General features: G+C 60.1%; 12 protein-coding genes and 2 pseudogenes. 8 read left to right on the top strand and 6 right to left on the bottom strand.

The window, feature by feature from the left end:
- Positions 1–360: 360 nt before the first annotated feature.
- Positions 361–1,539, bottom strand: a complete 1,179-nt coding sequence (locus tag AB4N84_RS03870) for a vWA domain-containing protein (RefSeq protein WP_460045315.1) — start codon at positions 1,537–1,539, stop codon at positions 361–363.
- 30 nt (positions 1,540–1,569) lie between these two features.
- Positions 1,570–2,415, bottom strand: a complete 846-nt coding sequence (locus AB4N84_RS03865) for an AAA family ATPase (RefSeq protein WP_460045314.1) — start codon at positions 2,413–2,415, stop codon at positions 1,570–1,572.
- A 202-nt stretch (positions 2,416–2,617) separates the two neighbouring features.
- Between AB4N84_RS03865 and AB4N84_RS03860 the strand changes: the two genes are divergently transcribed.
- Together AB4N84_RS03860 and AB4N84_RS03855 are read left to right on the top strand one after the other, a co-directional pair.
- Positions 2,618–2,848: a DUF4160 domain-containing protein gene (locus AB4N84_RS03860; protein WP_346829521.1), complete on the top strand. Its 231-nt coding sequence runs from the start codon at positions 2,618–2,620 to the stop codon at positions 2,846–2,848.
- Positions 2,845–3,357: a DUF2442 domain-containing protein gene (locus tag AB4N84_RS03855; protein WP_460045313.1), complete on the top strand. Its 513-nt coding sequence runs from the start codon at positions 2,845–2,847 to the stop codon at positions 3,355–3,357. The genes AB4N84_RS03860 and AB4N84_RS03855 overlap by 4 nt, the downstream gene beginning before the upstream one ends.
- 107 nt (positions 3,358–3,464) lie before the next feature.
- Here the strand turns inward: AB4N84_RS03855 and AB4N84_RS03850 are convergent, their stop codons facing one another.
- Positions 3,465–4,532: a DUF748 domain-containing protein gene (locus tag AB4N84_RS03850; RefSeq protein ID WP_460045312.1), complete on the bottom strand. Its 1,068-nt coding sequence runs from the start codon at positions 4,530–4,532 to the stop codon at positions 3,465–3,467.
- 126 nt (positions 4,533–4,658) lie between these two features.
- Here AB4N84_RS03850 and cysK point away from each other — a divergent pair, with 126 nt between their 5' ends.
- The 3 genes from cysK (at position 4,659) to AB4N84_RS03835 (ending at position 7,981) form a co-directional block, all read left to right on the top strand.
- On the top strand, positions 4,659–5,633 hold the full coding sequence (gene cysK / locus AB4N84_RS03845; RefSeq protein WP_460045311.1) for a cysteine synthase A: 975 nt from the start codon (positions 4,659–4,661) through the stop codon (positions 5,631–5,633).
- 180 nt (positions 5,634–5,813) lie between these two features.
- Positions 5,814–6,752 (top strand): aspartyl/asparaginyl beta-hydroxylase domain-containing protein, encoded by a 939-nt coding sequence (locus AB4N84_RS03840; RefSeq protein ID WP_460045310.1) that lies wholly within the window; start codon positions 5,814–5,816, stop codon positions 6,750–6,752.
- A gap of 374 nt (positions 6,753–7,126) precedes the next feature.
- The gene (locus AB4N84_RS03835; RefSeq protein ID WP_460045308.1) at positions 7,127–7,981 is read left to right on the top strand and encodes a DMT family transporter; all 855 of its coding nucleotides are present in this window, start codon (positions 7,127–7,129) and stop codon (positions 7,979–7,981) included.
- A 160-nt stretch (positions 7,982–8,141) separates the two neighbouring features.
- Here the strand turns inward: AB4N84_RS03835 and AB4N84_RS03830 are convergent.
- Positions 8,142–8,735, bottom strand: a pseudogene (locus AB4N84_RS03830) (methyl-accepting chemotaxis protein); the annotation flags it as partial.
- Between the two features lie 309 nt (positions 8,736–9,044).
- A pseudogene (locus AB4N84_RS03825) lies at positions 9,045–9,752 on the bottom strand (MCP four helix bundle domain-containing protein); the annotation flags it as partial.
- 205 nt (positions 9,753–9,957) lie between these two features.
- On the opposite strand from AB4N84_RS03825, the gene aceK reads away from it, so the two are divergent.
- Positions 9,958–11,682, top strand: a complete 1,725-nt coding sequence (gene aceK / locus AB4N84_RS03820) for a bifunctional isocitrate dehydrogenase kinase/phosphatase (protein ID WP_460045307.1) — start codon at positions 9,958–9,960, stop codon at positions 11,680–11,682.
- A gap of 115 nt (positions 11,683–11,797) precedes the next feature.
- On the opposite strand, the gene AB4N84_RS03815 is transcribed toward aceK, so the two are convergent.
- The gene (locus AB4N84_RS03815) at positions 11,798–15,271 is read right to left on the bottom strand and encodes a hybrid sensor histidine kinase/response regulator (RefSeq protein ID WP_460045306.1); all 3,474 of its coding nucleotides are present in this window, start codon (positions 15,269–15,271) and stop codon (positions 11,798–11,800) included.
- A 380-nt stretch (positions 15,272–15,651) separates the two neighbouring features.
- On the opposite strand from AB4N84_RS03815, the gene AB4N84_RS03810 reads away from it, so the two are divergent.
- Together AB4N84_RS03810 and AB4N84_RS03805 are read left to right on the top strand one after the other, a co-directional pair.
- Complete coding sequence (locus AB4N84_RS03810; protein ID WP_460045305.1) at positions 15,652–16,797, top strand: TDT family transporter; 1,146 nt, start codon at positions 15,652–15,654, stop codon at positions 16,795–16,797.
- Positions 16,798–17,022: 225 nt separating this feature from the next.
- The gene (locus tag AB4N84_RS03805; RefSeq protein ID WP_460045304.1) at positions 17,023–18,897 is read left to right on the top strand and encodes an MFS transporter; all 1,875 of its coding nucleotides are present in this window, start codon (positions 17,023–17,025) and stop codon (positions 18,895–18,897) included.
- Positions 18,898–18,944 lie beyond the last annotated feature (47 nt).

The raw sequence follows: 18,944 nt of genomic DNA, 5'->3' as shown, positions 1-18,944 counted from the left end.
ACTGACACAATTTAAATAATCAGCGGTACAAAACTGCGTCAACAGGGAAAATGTAACCAAAGTCATCTTTGATAATGGTTAGTTGTTTTATATCGGAAGATTGCGCCAGTGAGCACGGCAGATGTAGCAGCGCGGCTTGCAGGCGCTGTCACTGGCAAGGCTGGCGCAGCAACTGCCAGGGACGGTGGTGCGTCTGAGGGCGGTGGTGCAAGAGATGGCGCACCGGGAGCAGGTGGGGTGTCTGAATCGACTCGGTCTGCCGTTGTAGGAGCGCGCTTGCCCGCGATTGCGGTGTGTCAGTCAGGGTGATGTCGTTGACACAACCCATTCGCGGGCAAGCGCGCTCCTACAGTCTCAGCATTACTTCGCCAAATACCGCATCCCTTCCTCCAACCCGCGCAACGTGAGCGGGTACATCTGATCTTCGATCAAATCCCGCACGATGTTGGTCGAGGTGGTGTAGGCCCAGGCGTCTTTGGGGTACGGGTTGATCCAGATGATCTTCTTGAACTTGGCCATGAAACGGTGCATCCAGACGTAGCCTGCTTCTTCGTTCCAATGCTCGACGCTGCCGCCAGGCTGGGTGATTTCGTAGGGCGCCATGGCGGCGTCGCCGATGAAGATCACTTTGTAGTCGGCGCCGTATTTGTGGAGCAAATCCTGGGTCGACGTGCGTTCCGAGGTGCGGCGCGAATTGTTCTTCCACACGGATTCATAAATGAAGTTGTGGAAGTAGAAATACTCCATGTGTTTGAACTCGGTCTTGCAGGCCGAGAACAGTTCTTCGCAGATTTTCACGTGGGCGTCCATCGAGCCGCCGATGTCGAACAACAGCAACAGTTTGATGGTGTTTCGGCGTTCCGGGCGCATCTGGATGTTCAGCAAACCGGCATCGCGGGCGGTGTGGTCGATGGTGCCGTCGATGTCCAGTTCGTCCGCCGCACCCTGACGCGCGAACTTGCGCAGGCGGCGCAAGGCCACCTTGATGTTGCGGGTGCCCAGTTCGACCTGGTCGTCGAGGTTCTTGTACTCGCGCTGATCCCAGACTTTCGCCGCCTTGCCCTGACGCTTGCCCGCATCGCCGACCCGAATGCCCTCCGGGTTGTAGCCGCCCGAACCAAACGGGCTGGTGCCGCCGGTGCCGATCCATTTGTTACCGCCCGCGTGGCGTTCCTTCTGTTCTTCGAGGCGTTTCTTGAACTCTTCGATGAGTTTGTCCAGCCCGCCGAGGGATTGAATCTGCGCGCGCTCTTCATCCGTCAGCGAACGCTCGAACTCCTTGCGCAACCAGTCCTCGGGAATCAGCGCCTGTAAATGGTCGTCGAGTTTTTCGAGGCCATTGAAATAGGCGCCGAAGGCCCGGTCGAACTTGTCGAAATGGCGCTCGTCCTTGACCAGAATCGCCCGCGACAAGTAGTAGAACTCGTCCAAGTCGGCGAAGATTACCCGCTGTTTCAGGGCGTTGATCAGGTCCAGCAGCTCACGCACCGAGACCGGCACCTTGGCGGCGCGCATTTCGTTGAAGAGGTTGAGCAGCATGTTGGTTGTCCCGCACTTATCCCAAAGAGCTTAGCGATTGCCACGACGGCTCATGAACGCGAGACGCTCAAGCAATTGCACGTCTTGCTCGTTCTTCACCAGTGCGCCCGCCAGCGGCGGAATGGCCTTGGTCGGATCGCGCTCGCGCAGCACCGCTTCGCCGATGTTGTCGGCCATCAGCAGTTTCAGCCAGTCCACCAGCTCCGAGGTCGAAGGCTTCTTTTTGAGGCCCGGGACCTTGCGCACGTCGAAGAACACATCGAGCGCTTCGCTGACCAGGTCTTTTTTGATGTCGGGGTAGTGCACATCGACGATCCGGTGCAGGGTGGTGCGGTCAGGGAAGGCGATGTAATGGAAGAAACAGCGGCGCAGGAACGCGTCAGGCAGCTCTTTTTCGTTGTTCGAGGTAATGATGATGATCGGGCGCTTTTTCGCCTTGATCGTTTCGTCGATCTCGTAAACGTAGAACTCCATCTTGTCGAGTTCTTGCAGCAGGTCGTTGGGGAATTCGATGTCGGCCTTGTCGATCTCGTCGATCAGCAGAATCACGCGTTCTTCCGACTCGAACGCTTCCCAGAGCTTGCCCTTCTTCAGGTAATTACGCACGTCGTGGACTTTGTCGACGCCCAGTTGAGAGTCGCGCAGACGACTGACCGCATCGTACTCATACAGGCCCTGATGGGCCTTGGTGGTCGATTTGATGTGCCAGGTGATCAGCTTGGCGCCGAAGGATTCGGCCAGTTGCTCGGCGAGCATGGTCTTGCCCGTGCCCGGCTCGCCTTTGACCAGCAGTGGACGCTCCAGGGTAATGGCAGCGTTGACCGCCAGCTTCAGGTCGTCGGTAGCGACGTAGGCAGAAGTGCCTTCGAACTTCATCGGAAAATCCTCGAACATGGCGCCTGAGCAACAACCCAGACCGCCTCAATCAGAAAAGGAGCATGCAGCGACTATAACGCGGGGCCCGCACGACTGTGAACGCAGACGCTTTATTCAGTAGCTGAATGGCGGGTCGTGTTTTGACTCGAACAAATGTGTAACGCGTGTTGAGGTATCGCCAAATTGGCTATACATTGCTGTGATGTCTACCAAACATAGATTCAGGGACAAATACAGGATTCAGCTGCGGGAAAAGGATCACCTGCCGCCCCACGTGCATCTCACCGGGGGCGGTCTGGATGTGTTGATCGGCCTGCAACCGGTTGAACCCATGCTCGGTCATGCACCGGCCGCTGTGCTCAAGGAGGCGCTTGAATGGGTACAGGCCCACCAGACAGAACTGTTGGAGGAATGGACAAGATGGCATCCATGAAGCGACCACGTCTCAAATCGGTCCAGGCGCTGAAGGGGCGCAAGCTAGACCTGACGTTCATCAATGATCAAAGGTTCGTGCTCGACATGAACGCGGACATCCAGAATTTTCCCGGTCTTCGACCACTCCGGATCGAAGATGCCTTCATGCAGGCAGAAATCGGGGACGATGGCTGGACTGTGGAGTGGGTGGATCTGGACATACAGATCGGTGCGGACACGTTGTATCTCGATGCTCAGGCTCAGACTGCCAAGGACGAGAACACCCGCATATTCATCGGTTGGCGAGCACGAACGGGGTTGCCCCTGGCGCTGGCTGCCGAAGCCTTGGGCGTCAGCACGCGAAGCATCACGCGCTACAGCAATGGGCGTGAGGCAACACCCCGAACCCTGGCACTCGCGTGTATCGGCTGGGAAGCATTACAGGGAAGAGGGTTGAGTGGACGGTTGCTCGCCGAAGACCGAGCGTCTTACGGTATTGAGCATGGACAGGATGAAGAGCAGGGCTAAGTGGTGGGTCAGCGCTTGCTCACGAAGGCTGGCTTTCATCCACTAGAGAGGCAGCGGCGCTTCCTGAGTCTTCGTGAGCAAGCGCACGCTCACAGGAGGAGGTGCAATCATCCCGCCTCTTTCTTCCCACTGTCATACCGCGTATTGAACGCCTGCACGAAGGCGTTGCGCAGGATCTGCAGAAACGCCTGGAAAGCACTGACATCCTGCTTATGCACGCTGCCACTGAGTTCGACGCGGGTGGCGAACTGGTTTTCGCGCTGGTTCTTGAGCACGGTTTCGCCACCGCCCACCATGGCCTCCCAGATGGAGCGGAAGAATCCCTTGTTCTTGTTTTCGACGTCTTGTTGCCAGTTGAAAATGTCGACGTCGCGCAACAGCGGTTTGATGTAGCCACTGAGCTGGCCTTTTTTGGCCTGAGCTTCGATCACGATGTCGCCATTTCCCGCGTTGAAATCAAATTTGCCATAGGCCGAGGCGAAATCGTTCATCTGTTTGAGTTGCACGCCGGTGGCGCGCAGCTTGAAATCGAAATTCTCGAAGTTGCTCAATGGGTCGAAGGTGGCACTGCTTTCCAGTGGCGCATGGCCCAGCAGCATTGCCTTGCCTTCGAAGCGCGCGTCGCGCTGGCCTGCGATGTTGGTCAGGTTGTAGATGCTGGCATTGACCTTGTCGGCTTCGATTTTCACCTTGGGCGTGGAGCTGAAATTGTTGAACGTGATCTTGCCGTCTTCGACCCGGAGTTCGTTGAGGGTGATCGGCAGCAGTTTGTTCAATTGAGCCCGCCAGTCGGTGCCGGCACCGGTCTGTGATTGTCGTTTGTCGGGGCCGCCGTCGACGAAGTTGAGCTGCGGGCTGATAAACGCAACCTCTGCCACCACGGCGTGGTCGTACCAGAGTGAGTGCCAACTGACCGCCAGATCGATCACCGGGACTTTGAGCAGCGGAACGGGGACCTTGCCGTCGACCTTGACGATGTTCAGGCCGTTGATCTTGTAGGCGCCGCGCCACAGGGCCAGGTCGACGTCGGTGACCTGGCCCCGGTACTCGCCCATGTCGGCGAGCTTGTTGTTCAAGTAGTTGCGCACCACGTAAGGCAGCGCGATGTGAATGGCGATCAACAACACGACGAGGCCCATGACTGTCCACAGTGGCCAGCTATAGCGACGTTTCATGGCAACGCTCTCCGGTGACTTAGAGGTGTTGACTGTCGGCGTGGTCATCCGTTCGCTACGACTGGACGCATCATGTGCTCAAGGCATAGGCTTTGGGCTTTTCCCCACCTGCACAAGGACCCGGTCATGAGCCGTATTTACGCAGACAACGCCCACTCCATCGGCAATACGCCTCTGGTGCAGATCAACCGCATCGCGCCGCGCGGGGTCACCATTCTGGCCAAGATCGAAGGGCGTAATCCGGGTTATTCGGTCAAGTGCCGTATTGGCGCCAACATGATCTGGGACGCGGAAAGCCGCGGCAAACTCAAGCCGGGCATGACCATCGTCGAGCCCACGTCCGGCAACACCGGCATCGGCCTGGCATTCGTCGCTGCTGCGCGCGGCTACAAGCTGATGCTGACCATGCCGGCGTCCATGAGCATCGAGCGGCGCAAGGTGCTCAAGGCGCTGGGCGCAGAACTGGTGCTGACCGAACCTGCCAAAGGCATGAAAGGCGCCATCGCCAAGGCCGAAGAGCTGGTGGCGAGCGAACCGGACAACTACTTCATGCCTGCGCAGTTCGAGAACCCGGCCAACCCGGCGATTCATGAAAAGACCACCGGCCCGGAAATCTGGAACGACACCGATGGCGCCATCGACGTACTTGTGGCAGGCGTCGGCACAGGCGGCACGATCACCGGCGTTTCGCGTTACATCAAACACACCATGGGCAAGCCAATTATTTCGGTGGCGGTTGAGCCGATGATTTCGCCGATCATCACGCAGGCGATGGCCGGCCAGGAAATCACCCCCAGTCCGCACAAGATCCAGGGCATCGGCGCGGGCTTCATTCCGAAGAATCTCGACCTGTCCCTCGTCGACCGGGTTGAACTGGTCAGCGACGAAGAAGCCAAGGCCATGGCGCGGCGCTTGATGCAGGAGGAGGGCATTCTCTGTGGCATTTCCTGCGGCGCGGCGATGCACGCCGCCGTGCGCCTGGCCGAGAAGCCGGAAATGCAGGGCAAGACAATCGTCGTGGTGCTGCCGGATTCGGGCGAGCGGTACTTGTCCAGCATGCTCTTCAGCGACCTGTTTACTGAACAGGAGCTGGCCCAATAGTCGCATCGCGGGCTGCTTCGGCTTTTTACCGGGCCGACTAAGGCTTATGATGGCCGCCATCCAGACCCGCCGGAACTTGTCACAGGTCATCCGGCGGTACGCTGCAGTGATTCAGACTTATAAGGTTTACGACAGCAGCGTATCAACACTTGGCGATTTGCCTGCTCCAAGGAGAGTTTCATGACCCTTTCTATTGCTGCCAAAGCGGCGATTCTGCTGCTGTTTCTCGGCAGCACGCTGTACGTGCACTTGCGCGGCAAGGCGCGTTTGCCGGTGCTGCGGCAGTTCGTGAACCACTCCGCATTGTTCGCTCCGTACAACGCCTTGATGTACATGTTCTCCAGCGTGCCGTCCAAACCCTATCTGGACCGTAGCAAGTTCCCCGAGCTTGACGTGCTGCGCGACAACTGGGAAACCATCCGCGACGAAGCGATGCACTTGTTTGACGAGGGTTATATCCGCGCCGCCGCCAAGGACAACGACGCCGGCTTTGGCTCGTTCTTCAAGAAAGGCTGGAAGCGGTTTTACCTGAAGTGGTACGACAAACCCCTGCCGTCCGCCGAGGCCCTGTGCCCGAAAACCGTGGAGCTGGTCAGCCGCATTCCCAACGTAAAAGGCGCGATGTTCGCGTTGTTGCCGGGCGGCAGTCATCTGAACCCGCACCGTGATCCGTTCGCCGGTTCCCTGCGGTATCACCTTGGGCTCTCGACGCCAAACTCCGACGATTGCCGGATCTTCGTCGACGGCAAGGTCTACGCCTGGCGCGATGGCGAGGACGTGATGTTCGACGAGACCTATGTGCATTGGGTCAAGAACGAAACCGACGTCACCCGAGTGATTTTGTTCTGCGACATCGAGCGCCCGCTGAGCAACCGCTTCATGACCTCGATCAACCGCAGCGTCAGTGCATTTCTCGGTCGCGCCACGGCGCCGCAGAACACCGATGACGAGCGCGTCGGCGGGATCAACCAGGCGTATGCGTTCAGCAAGCGCTTCAGCAATGCGTTCAGCGGCAAGGTGAAACAGTTCAAACGCGCCAATCCCAAGGCCTACCGCATTCTGCGCCCAGTGCTGGCAGTGATCGTGCTGACCCTGCTGGGTTACTGGCTGTTTGGCTGATAACTAAACGTTGCGTCGTGCACCGCGCGCTGGTTATATTCAGCGCCGGTGTTTTGAAACCTCTCCAAGCACTTAACCCCCATTCCGAAGAAGATCAGCGCCATGCCTGCTCCCCACCTTCAGTTCGTGTTCGACACCGCAGCCCCGTCTGCTGTTGATCCGTGCGGGTGCATGCAAATCGCCTTCATCACGCGTTACCCCCCACCGTCTCCTGTGAGCAGCCCGGTCGTGTGCGTCGTCGCACCACCAGGCGTCGTTGTGCTCGGCTGATCGACCGCTCCACCGCGTTCGATCCACGCCTGCACACGCCAACAAAACATCCGTGAATCCGGTTCTGCGCCGGGTCCGATTTTGTCTGAATCACAGGTGACACCATGTTTGCGAATAAAGCCCTGGCCTCAATGGCCACGACCACGCTGTTTGTCCTGCTCTGGAGTAGCGGGGCGATCGTTTCCAAGTGGGGTCTGGCGCACGCATCCCCCTTTGCGTTTCTGTTTTTCCGTTTCGTGCTGGCGCTGATTGCGTTGGCGATCCTGATCCCGACCCTGGGTTACAAGCTCCCCGGCACGCGTCAATCGATGCTTTATGCGATTGCTACGGGCGCTGTGTTGTTGGGCGCTTACCAGATCTGCTACCTGCTGGCGCTGGACATGAAAGTCGCCCCAGGCGTCATGGCAACGATCATGGGGGTTCAGCCGATCCTCACCGCCGTACTGGTTGAGCGCAGCCGCTCTGGCTCAAGGATGTTCGGGCTTTGCCTGGGGCTGGCGGGCCTGGGGCTGGTGGTCTATCAAGGCATCGGCGACGGTGGCTCGCTGGCCGGCATGGCGTTCGGGGTGCTGGGCATGTTGAGCATGACCGGCGGCTCGATCATGCAGAAACGCATCACCGCCAACCCGCTGGGCACACTGCCGGTTCAGTACTTTGCCGGTGCTGTCGTGTGCGCGGTGTTCGTGCCGTTTCAGCCGTTCCATTTCGAGCACAGCGTCGGGTTTTACGTGCCGGTGCTGTACATGGGGCTGGTGGTGTCGGTGCTGGCGACCTTCCTGCTGTATCGGCTGATCGCTCAGGGCAATCTGGTGAACGTGACCAGCCTGTTCTACCTGGTGCCCGCCGTGACCGCGATCATGGATTACCTGATATTCGGCAATCGCCTGGCCTGGCTGAGCATGCTGGGGATGGTGCTGATCGTGGTGGGGTTGGTGTTTGTGTTTCGCAAGGTGAAATAGCGCGGACCTCCGTATCCCTGCGGCACGATTCTGGTCGAAGACCGTGAGCCGGCTTGCTGGCGAATGCAATATGACATTCAACAGGGTCGTTGACTGACCCTATCCATTCGCCAGCAGGACGCTTCCCATACGGAAGTGAGGTTGATTCGGACGACCGCGGCTACACCACAAACCGCGTGACCAACCCGTTCAAATCCACCGCCAGTCGCGACAGTTCCTGGCTGGCGGCGGAGGTCTGGGTGGCGCCTGCTGCGGTCTGGGTAGACAGGTCTCGGATGCTCACCAGGCTGCGATCGACTTCCCGTGCCACCAGCGATTGCTGCTCGGCTGCGCTGGCAATGATCAGGTTGCGCTGGTTGATCTGCGAAATTGCCGCCGTGATTTTTTCCAGTGCCTGACCCGCGCCGCTCGCCCGTTGCAGCGTTTGCTCCGCGCGGCTGGCGCTGTTCTGCATCGCGCCGACCGTGTCCTGCGTGCCGGTCTGGATGCCACTGATCATCTCTTCGATTTCCTGCGTCGAGTCCTGGGTGCGTTGCGCCAGCGAACGGACTTCGTCGGCGACCACGGCAAACCCGCGTCCTGCTTCGCCGGCGCGTGCGGCTTCGATGGCGGCGTTAAGCGCCAGCAGGTTGGTCTGCCCGGCGATGCCACGAATCACTTCCAGCACCTTGCTGATGTCCTGCGCTTGCGTCGCCAGCCCTTGCGCCTGCGTCGAGGCATGCATGACCTCGCTGACCAGGCCTTGAATCGACTCGATGGTTTCGGTCACCTGCTGGTGGCCGTGCTGGCTGTCGGCGTCAGAGGCTTTGGACGCCTCGGACGTGGACACCGCATTGCTCGCGACTTCGTCCACCGCCGCGCTCATCTCGGTCACCGCGGTCGCGGCCAGTTCGATTTCATCGTTCTGCGCCTGCAGGCTTCGCGTGCTTTCCTCCATCACCGAGCTCATTTCTTCGGCGGCCGACGCCAGTTGCTGTGAGGAGTCGCTGATGCCGCGAATCGTGGCGCGCAGGTTGTCCTGCATGGTCGCCAGCGCAGCAAGCAGTTGTGCCGGCTCGTCCTTGCCCTGATGGACGATGGGCGTGGTCAGGTTGCCAGAGGCGATGGTCCGGGCGACGCCCAGCGCCTGTTGAATGGGGCGAACGATGCTGCGGGTCAGTGCCATGGCAAGCACCAGCGTGAGGATCAGGGACGCGACGATGATCGCCACGACAATTAACTGAGTGCGTTCATAGAGGGCGGCTGCGTCCCTGGCCGCGGCATCGGCCCCTTGCTGGCTGTAGGCGATGAGGGCACGCAGATGCCCGTCCAGTTTGCTGCCTTCCGGTGCCAGTTGCTCGCTCAACAGGGCGTAGGCTTCTGTGGACCGCTGAGCGTCTATCTTCGCGATGACCAGATCCAGAATGTTCGAGTAGGTTGCGATCGAGCGTTCAAGGTTGTCGATCAACAGGCCTTCCTGCGGCGTGCCGGCCTGCGCCTTGTATGTCCTCAATTGCTGCAGCAACTGACTGCGGCTGTCGTTGATGACGGCCTTGCTTTTGCGCTGCACGTCCGCCTCCGGAATGGCAATCAGCCGCAAGGCTTCCATGCGAATGGCGGTGATACGGTCTGCCATCGCGTGGGTGTCTTCGATATGGGGCATCCAGGATTGTTCAATCACCTGCGCGCTTGAGCGCAGCACCGACATCTTTGCAAGGCAGAGCACGCCGACAGCTGCCAGCAACAGGGCGACCAACCCGAAACCCAGGCTGGCCCGGCTACCGATCCGCATATTTCTAATCAAGACTCATCGCTCCTAATGGCTTCTTTTCAGGTCATCCAGAGGCCATGTTGTTTTTGTCATCTATTGGCCGGGGATGGTTGTATATCAAATTGATATCACTTGAAACGGTCTGACTGTTGCCAAATGAAAGCGTTCCGGTGGCCCAGCCCATCCGCTGCTAAGCTCGGCGCTGGAACGATTACGAGATATTTCAATGTCCTCGCCTTGGCCTGCTGCCGACATCGCCCGCCTGATCCTTGAAGGCTTTGACGATTACCGCGATCACTTCAGACGCATCGCCGATGGGGCTCAACGCCGGTTTGAGCAAGCGCTGTGGCAGCAAGCGCAGGCCGCGTCGGCGGCGCGAATCAGTCTGTATGAGGAGAAGGTCGGTGAACTCACCGCTCGGTTGATCAAGACCTTCGCGGGCGATCTTTTGCTGGACGCCGACCGCTGGCCGCAGGTCAAGCGTGCCTACATCGAGCGGATCGACCCGCGTCTGGACGATGAGCTCGCGGAGACCTGGTACAACTCGATCTTCTGCAACCTCTTCAGTCATGACCTGATCAGCGACGACTGCATGTTCATTCACACCACCCGGCCTGCGTCACGCCATCATGAAAGTTCGCCGCAAACGCGTACGTACCGGCCAAAGGGCGATCTGCCAGCGATGCTGGCTGAGGTGTTCAGCGACTACCGCTTCAGCGTCGCCTACGCCGACCTGAAAGGCGATCTGCAACGCCTGGAGGCCCTGCTGCGCGAAAGCCTGCCTGAGTGGGTCTGCAAGGATCCGGCGCTGACCCTGGAGCTGTTTTCTTCTGTTTTATACCGCAACAAAGGCGCTTACCTGGTCGGCCGCATCTACACCCTCGACGAACAATGGCCACTGGTGATCGCGCTGCTGCACCGCGAAGGGCAGGGCGTGCAGATCGATACGTTGATCACCGACGAGGCCGAGGTGTCGATCATCTTCTCGTTCACGCGTTCGTATTTCATGGTCGATGTGCCGGTGCCTGCCGAGTTCGTCGGTTTTCTGAAAGGCATTCTGCCGGGCAAACACACGGCCGAGTTGTACACCTCGATCGGTTTCTACAAGCACGGCAAATCCGAGTTTTATCGCGCACTGATCAAGCACCTGGCCGACACCGATGACCGGTTCATCATGGCGCCGGGCGTGCGGGGCATGGTCATGAGCGTGTTCACGCTGCCGGGTTTCAACACCGTGTTCAAAGTCATCAAGGATCGGTTTTCGCCGTCCAAGAATGTCGACCGCGCCACGGTGATCGAGAAATACCGGCTGGTGAAAAGCGTGGACCGGGTAGGGCGCATGGCCGACACCCAGGAATTTGCTGACTTTCGCTTTCCGGTTGCCCGGTTCCAGCCGCAGTGCCTGGAGGAGTTATTGGACGTCGCCCCGTCGACGGTCGTGCTCGAAGGCGACGTGGTCTTGATTCGTCATTGCTGGACCGAGCGCCGCATGACGCCGCTCAACCTGTACCTGGAAAACGCCAGTGAGGCACAGGTGCTCGAAGCGCTGGATGATTACGGGTTGGCGATCAAACAGCTGGCGGCGGCCAATATCTTTCCCGGCGACATGCTGCTGAAAAACTTCGGCGTCACACGGCATGGGCGCGTGGTGTTTTACGACTATGACGAGATCTGTTATCTGACCGAGGCCAACTTCCGGCGCATCCCTGAGCCGCGCACACCGGAGGACGAAATGGCGTCCGAGCCCTGGTACTCGATTGGTCCGCTGGACGTGTTTCCCGAAGAGTTTCCGCCGTTTCTGTTCGCCGACCTGAGCCAGCGCCGACTGTTCAACAGCCTGCATGGCGAGCTGTACGACGCCGATTACTGGAAGGGCGTGCAGGCAGCGATTCGGGCGGGGAAGGTGATTGATGTGTTTCCGTATCGCAGGAAGCCGGACCAACCTCTGTAGGAGCGCGCTTGCCCGCGAACCCGTACTTCAGACACTACGGCGGTGACCTGAAAAACTGTGCGCGGGCAAGCGCGCTCCTACAAGAGGTCAGCAATCAATCAACGCGATCTTGACCTCACGTCAGGCTCACATGCCGACTCAACAACGCCCGCAATGCCGCAGGTTTGACCGGTTTGGCGAGGTACTCCAGCCCCGCCGCATGCACTTGTGCGATCAGCTCGGGGCGACCATCGGCGCTGATCAGCACGCCCGGCACCGGCTCGCCCAATTGGGTGCGCAGCCAGGCCATCAGCTCGGTGCCGGTCTCGCCGTGGTCCAGGTGGTAGTCGACTAGCGCGAGGTGCGGACGGATGCCGTCGTCGAGCAGTGCCTGACACTCTTCACGGTTACGCGCGGTCCACACCTGACAGCCCCAGCGACTCAACAAGCTGTTCATGCCGATCAGGATGCTGTCTTCGTTATCGATGCACAGCACCTGTGTGCCGTTGAGCGCAGTCTTTTTAGGCTCGGCGGTCGTCGGTTGCGGCAACGTTTGCGAACGTGCCAGCGGCACCGTCACGCTGAAGACGCTGCCTTTGCCCGGCCATGAACGCACCTCCAGCGTATGGCCCAACACACGACACAGGCCGTCGGCGATCGCCAGACCCAAGCCAAGCCCTTTTTCTGCGCGCGTCTGATGGCTGTCCAGGCGTTTGAATTCCTCGAAGATCACCTGGCGTTTGTCTTCCGGAATGCCCGGTCCGCGGTCCCAGACTTCCAGGCTCAGGTGGTCGCCTTTGCGTCGCACGCCCAGCAGGATCGGCCCCTTGGCGTAGCGGAAGGCGTTGGTCAGGAAGTTCTGCAGCACCCGGCGCAGCAGTTTTACGTCGCTGGCGATCCGAAGTTGACTGCCGCGCACGCGGAAGCTCAGACCTTGCTCCTGCGCCAGCGCCTTGAACTCTGCGCCCAGGGTGTCGAACAGATTATTGAGCGGGAACGGTGCGACGGTTGGGGTGAACTTGCCGTTTTCCAGGCGGGAAATGTCCAGCAGGTCGCTGATCAGGTCCTCGGCCGAACGCAGTGAACTGTCCAGATGCTGGATCAGTGTCCTGGCTTCATCGGGCACGTTGTCGTCGGTGTGCAACAAGGCGGCGGAAAACAGGCGCGCGGCGTTCATGGGCTGCATCAAGTCATGACTGACCGCCGCCAGAAAGCGCGTTTTCGACTGGTTGGCGGCTTCGGCGTGGGCCTTGGCCTCGGTGAGTGCCAGGTTCAGTTGCGACAGTTCGCGGGTGCGTTCGGCCACCCGTTGTTCAAGGCTTTCGTTGACGCCTTTAAGCGCTTGCTCGGCTTCGCGGAAGGCCGTGATGTCGGTGAAGCTCATGACGAAACCGCCGCCGGGCATCGGGTTGCCGATCAGTTCGATCACCCGGCCATTGGGGAACAGCCGCTCGGAGGTGTGCGCGCGGCCCTGACGCATCCAGTGCAGGCGTCGTGCGATGTGCACCTCGGCTTCGCCGGGGCCGAGCAAGCCGCGTTCGGCGTTGTAGCGAATGATGTCCGCGATGGGCCTGCCGACGCTGATCAGCCCGTCCGGGTAGTTGAACAGCTCCAGGTAGCGGTCGTTCCAGGCCACCAGTTTCAGCGACTGGTCCACCACGCTGATGCCTTGGGTGATGTTCTCGATGGCGCCTTGCAGCAATGCGCGGTTGAACTGCAGGACCTCGGACGCTTCGTCGGCGATGCGCACCACGTCTTCCAGCTGCATGTCCCGGCCTTCAATGGCCGCCTTGACCACCGCGCGGGTGGACGACGTGCCGAGTACACCGGCCAGCAGCCGTTCGGTGTGGGCAATCCATTCGCCGTTGGCGTTCTGGTTCGGGTTGAAGCCTTTGCCCTGGCGATAGGCAAAGCGGATGAAGCTTTGTTGCGCGCGCTCTTCGCCGACAAAGCGCGCCGAGAGCTTGAGCAAGTCCTCGATCTGCACCGCCAGCAGCGAGCGATTGTTGGGCCGTGCCTGCAACTCCTGCCCGATGAATCGGCCCGCCTGCCAGTGCTCCGACACGCGCGTGCGCGACAGCAGCGAGACCCAGGCGAACAGGATGAAATTGCCGGCCATCGACAGCACCACGCCTTGGGTCAGCGGGCTGATCGGCAGGTTGAGCGGGTTGCTGTGCAGCCAGGCCAGCAGCGGGAAACTGCTCAGTGACCAGCCCATGCTGTGCGCGGTCAAGGGCAGCACGAGGGTGTAGAACCAGATAAAGACACCGGCCGCCAGGCCCGCGAACACGCCACGGCGGTTAGCCGGTTTCCAGTAAAGGGCGCCGATCATCGCGGGCGCCAGTTGAGTGATCGCGGCGAACGCGATCTGTCCGATGGTCGCCAGGCTGGCCGTCGATCCCAGCAACCGATAGCTCACGTACGCCAGCAGCAGAATCACCACGATGCTGACCCGGCGTACCGAGAGCATCCAGTAACGGAACACTTCAAACGGACGCTCGGCGGTTTTACGGCGCAGCAGCCATGGCAGCAACATGTCGTTGGACACCATGGTCGACAGGGCCACGCTGGCCACGATCACCATGCCGGTCGCGGCCGAGGCGCCGCCGATGAACGCCAGCATCGCCAAGGCCGGGTGCGCGTGAGCAAGGGGCACGCTGATCACGAAGGAGTCCGGGAGCACCGAGCTTGGCAGCAGCATTTGCCCGGCCAGTGCGATGGGCACCACGAACAGCGCGGCGAGCAACAGGTAGGCCGGGAACACCCACTTGGCCAAGCGCAAATCCTGCGGCTCGATGTTCTCCACCACCGTCACGTGGAACTGCCGTGGCAAGCAGACGATGGCCATCATCGCAACGCCGGTTTGCACCACCATCGAGGGCCAGTTGATGGTCTCCTTCCAGTATTGCTCGAGGCGCGGCGCGAGCATGGCCTGATTGAACAGATCGTCGACCCCGTCGTACAGGCCGAAGGTCACGAAGACGCCAACCGCCATAAAGGCGAACAGCTTGACCAGCGCCTCGAACGCGATAGCCAGCACCATGCCGCGGTGGTGTTCAGTGGCGTCGAGGTTGCGCGTGCCGAAGACGATGGTGAACAGGGCCAGCACCAGCGAAACGATCAGTGCGGTGTCCTGCGCCCGCGTACCCGTGGCATCCGCCCCCGCGCCGATCAGGATGTTCACGCCCAGCACGATGCCTTTGAGTTGCAGGGCGATGTAGGGCAGGACGCCGATCAGGCAGATCAAAGCGACAACGACCGCCAGCGACTGGGATTTGCCGTAGCGCGCGGCGATGAAGTCGGCAATGGAAGTGATGTTTTCCTGCTTGCTGATCAGTACCATTTTCTGCAGCACCCAAGGCGCCAGCACCATCATCACGATGGGCCCGAGGTAGATCGGCAGGAACGACCATAGCTGCTCGGCCGCCTGACCGACCGCCCCGAAGAACGTCCAGCTAGTGCAATAGACCGCCAGGGACAGGCTGTACACCCACGCCCGCAATCGGGGCGGCAGGGCACCGCTGCGACGGTCGCCGTAGAAGGCGATGGCGAACATGATGGCCATATAGGCCAGGGCGACGGCAGCGATCAGCCCGCTGGACAGCGACATGGGAACTCCAGATTCAAACAGGTCACGATTCGACGGCGATCCTTCGCCGGTCAGACAGTCTCGCACGCTGCATCACGTTCGTCTGTTTCGACCAAGGTCTGAGCGGCGCGGTGTCGCAGGTGGCCGGGGCAAACCTCCGATTGTTTTCCCATATTGACCTGGATCGACCGCGCACATCCTGTAGGAGCGCGCTTGCCCTCGAATGTGGCGTGTCAAACAACACCCCTGTTTCTGACTGTCCGCCTTCGCGGGCAAGCGCGCTCCTACAGGGAATTGTGTATATCTGTTAAATCTATGAGGTATAGAGAAATTACCCGCTTAATAGATATCGGGTCGCGCCGTAACATGAATACCACCTCACATGAGGACAGGAGCGACCCATGCAGTACACCCTTTTTATGCCGCGCAGACCTTTCAGCCAACTGAGCCATCCGCGCGAAGTCATTCGCCAATTCACCCCCAACTGGTTCGCCGCGACCATGGGCACCGGCATTTTGTCGGCTGTTCTGACGCAGCTTCCGGTTCACATTCCCGGCATGTTCCAGCTGGCCGAAGCCCTGTGGATGTTGAACATCGTCCTGTTCCTCAGCTTCAGCGTTCTCTACGCCGCGCGCTGGGTGATGTTCTTTGATGAGGCGCGGCGGATATTCGGGCATTCAACGGTTTCGATGTTCTTCGGCACCATCCCCATGGGCATGGCGACGATCATCAACGGCCTGCTCACGTTCGGTATACCCCGGTGGGGTCAGGGCGTGTTGCCGCTGGCCGAAGCGCTGTGGTGGCTGGACGTGGCGATGTCGCTGGCGTGCGGCGTGGTAATCCCGTTCATGATGTTCACCCGTCAGGAACACCGCATCGATCAGATGACGGCGGTCTGGCTGCTGCCGGTGGTGGCGGCGGAAGTGGCGGCGGCCAGCGGAGGGTTGCTGGCGCCGCACCTGGCGGACAGCCACAGCCCGTTCAGTGTGCTGATCACCAGCTACGTGCTTTGGGCGATGTCGGTGCCGGTGGCGTTCAGCATGCTCACCATCCTGTTATTGCGCATGGCCCTGCACAAACTGCCCCACGAAAGCATGGCGGCCTCAAGCTGGCTGGCGCTGGGCCCGATCAGCACCGGGGCCTTTGGCTTGATGGTGCTGGGTGCGGACTCTCCTGCGATCTTTGCCGCCCATGGTTTGGGCAGTGTGGGTGAGATCGCCTCGGGCCTGGGCCTGATCGCCGGGATCATTCTGTGGGGCGTCGGTGTGTGGTGGCTGCTGATGGCCGTGATGATCACCGTTCGCTATTTGCGCAACGGCATCCCGTTCAACCTCGGCTGGTGGGGGTTCACGTTTCCGCTGGGCGTGTTTGCCTTGACCACGCTGAAGCTGGGGGCTGTCCTGCAGTTGGGGTTCTTCTCGGTACTGGGAAGCCTGCTGGTGGCAAGCCTGGCGATGCTATGGCTGGTGATCATGCGCCGGACCGTGGTGGGGGCTTATAAAGGAGAACTGTTTGTTTCGCCGTGTATTGCGGGTTTGAAGAAATGAACGGTTTTCCTGCTCGCGCGATATGAAGCGGTGGGAGCGAATTCATTCGCGAAAAATGTTCCGGAGTATGGAGATGTGTTGACTGTACCTGCCCTTCGCGAATGAATTCGCTCCCACAGGGTGTGCGCCTATCGACAGAAATGCCGGTTACGTCTTCAATGTGGCTCGGACTGGAATCCCGTCTTCCAATCCAAAAGCCGACCCCGGCGTCATTCAGGATGAAGTTTGATGAGTCAGTCGCAGTTCAATCTGTTGGGCAAACGGCGGTTCCTGCCGTTCTTCGTGACGCAGTCCCTCGGGGCGTTCAACGACAACATCTTCAAGCAATCGCTGATCCTCGCCATTCTCTACAAGTTGACCATCGACGGTGACCGTTCGATCTACGTGAACCTGTGCGCGCTGCTGTTCATTCTCCCTTTCTTCCTGTTCTCGGCGCTGGCCGGGCAGTTCGGTGAGAAGTACCCCAAGGACAAGCTGATCCGCATGATCAAGGTGCTGGAGATCGGGATCATGGTGGTCGGCGCCGTCGGGTTTCTCTTCGATCACCTGTCCTTGATGCTCGCCGCACTGTTCGCCATGGGCACGCACTCCGCGCTGTTCGGCCCGGTGAAATATTCGATCCTGCCGCAGCACCTGCATGAGAACGAACTGGTGGGCGGCAATGGCCTGGTGGAGATGGGCACCTTCCTGGCCATCCTTGCCGGGACCATTGGCGCAGGGATCATGATGTCGGCCGCTCATTACGCGCCGATCGTCTCCACCGCCATGGTGGTGGTCGCCTGCCTGGGCTATCTCGCCAGCCGAGGCATCCCGCCCGCGGCAGCCGCGAGCCCGGAAATGCGCCTGAACTGGAACATCTTCAGCGAGTCCTGGGCGACGCTGAAACTGGGCCTGGGCCAGACTAAAGCCGTCTCGCGCTCCATCGTCGGCAACTCCTGGTTCTGGTTCGTCGGCGCGATTTACCTGACGCAGATCCCGGCCTACGCGAAAGAATTCCTGTACGGCGATGAAACCGTCGTCACCCTGATCCTCACGGTGTTTTCCATCGGCATCGCGGCAGGCTCCATGCTGTGCGAACGACTGTCGGGGCGAAAAGTGGAGATCGGCCTCGTGCCGTTCGGCTCGATGGGCCTGACGGTGTTCGGCCTGTTGTTGTGGTGGCATTCGGGTGAGTTTCCGCAGAACGTCCAGGCCAATAACTGGCTGGCGGTGCTGGGTTACGGGCAAGCGTGGTGGGTGCTGTTCGACATCCTTGGCATCGGTGTCTTCGGCGGCTTTTATATCGTGCCGCTGTATGCGCTCATACAGTCGCGCACGCCCGAGAAAGAGCGCTCGCGGGTCATCGCCTCGAACAACATTCTCAACGCACTGTTCATGGTGGTGTCGGCGATTGTGTCGATCATCTTCCTGAGCGTGGTGAAACTCTCGATTCCACAGCTGTTCCTGGTGGTCTCGCTGATGAACATCGCGGTGAACACCTACATCTTCAAGATCGTCCCGGAATTCACCATGCGGTTCATGATCTGGCTGCTCAGCCACTCCATGTACCGCGTAGAGCACCGTGACCTGGAACAGATTCCTGACGAAGGCGCCGCGTTGCTGGTGTGCAATCACGTGTCATTCGTGGATGCCTTGTTGATCGCCGGCTCCGTGCGTCGGCCGATCCGTTTCGTCATGTACTACAAGATCTTCAACCTGCCGGTGCTCAACTTCATCTTCCGCACCGCCGGCGCGATTCCCATCGCCGGACGCAGCGAGGACCTGATGATCTACGACCAGGCCTTCAAACGGATCGCCGACTACCTGAAAGACGGGGAACTGGTGTGCATCTTCCCGGAAGGCAAACTGACCACCACCGGTGAGATCGACGAATTCAAAAGCGGCATGACCCGCGTGCTGCAAGAAACCGACGTACCGGTGATCCCCTTGGCGTTGCAAGGCTTGTGGGGCAGCTTCTTCAGCCGCGATCCCCGCAAGGGCGTGTTTCGCCGGTTGTGGTCACGGGTGACATTGGTGGCGGGGCCCGCGATGGCCGGTGATGAGTCCGAACCGGCCCTTGTGCGCGAGCGGGTGGCAGCGTTGCGCGGGGCGGTGCGCTGACCGAGGCCACTCGGTGCAGGCATTGACATGCAATGTCCTGTGGGAGC

It is taken from the genome of Pseudomonas sp. S2_H01, assembly GCF_054668305.1.
The sequence above is the reverse complement of the archived record's forward strand: the minus strand, read 5'-3'. Positions and strand labels throughout refer to the sequence as shown.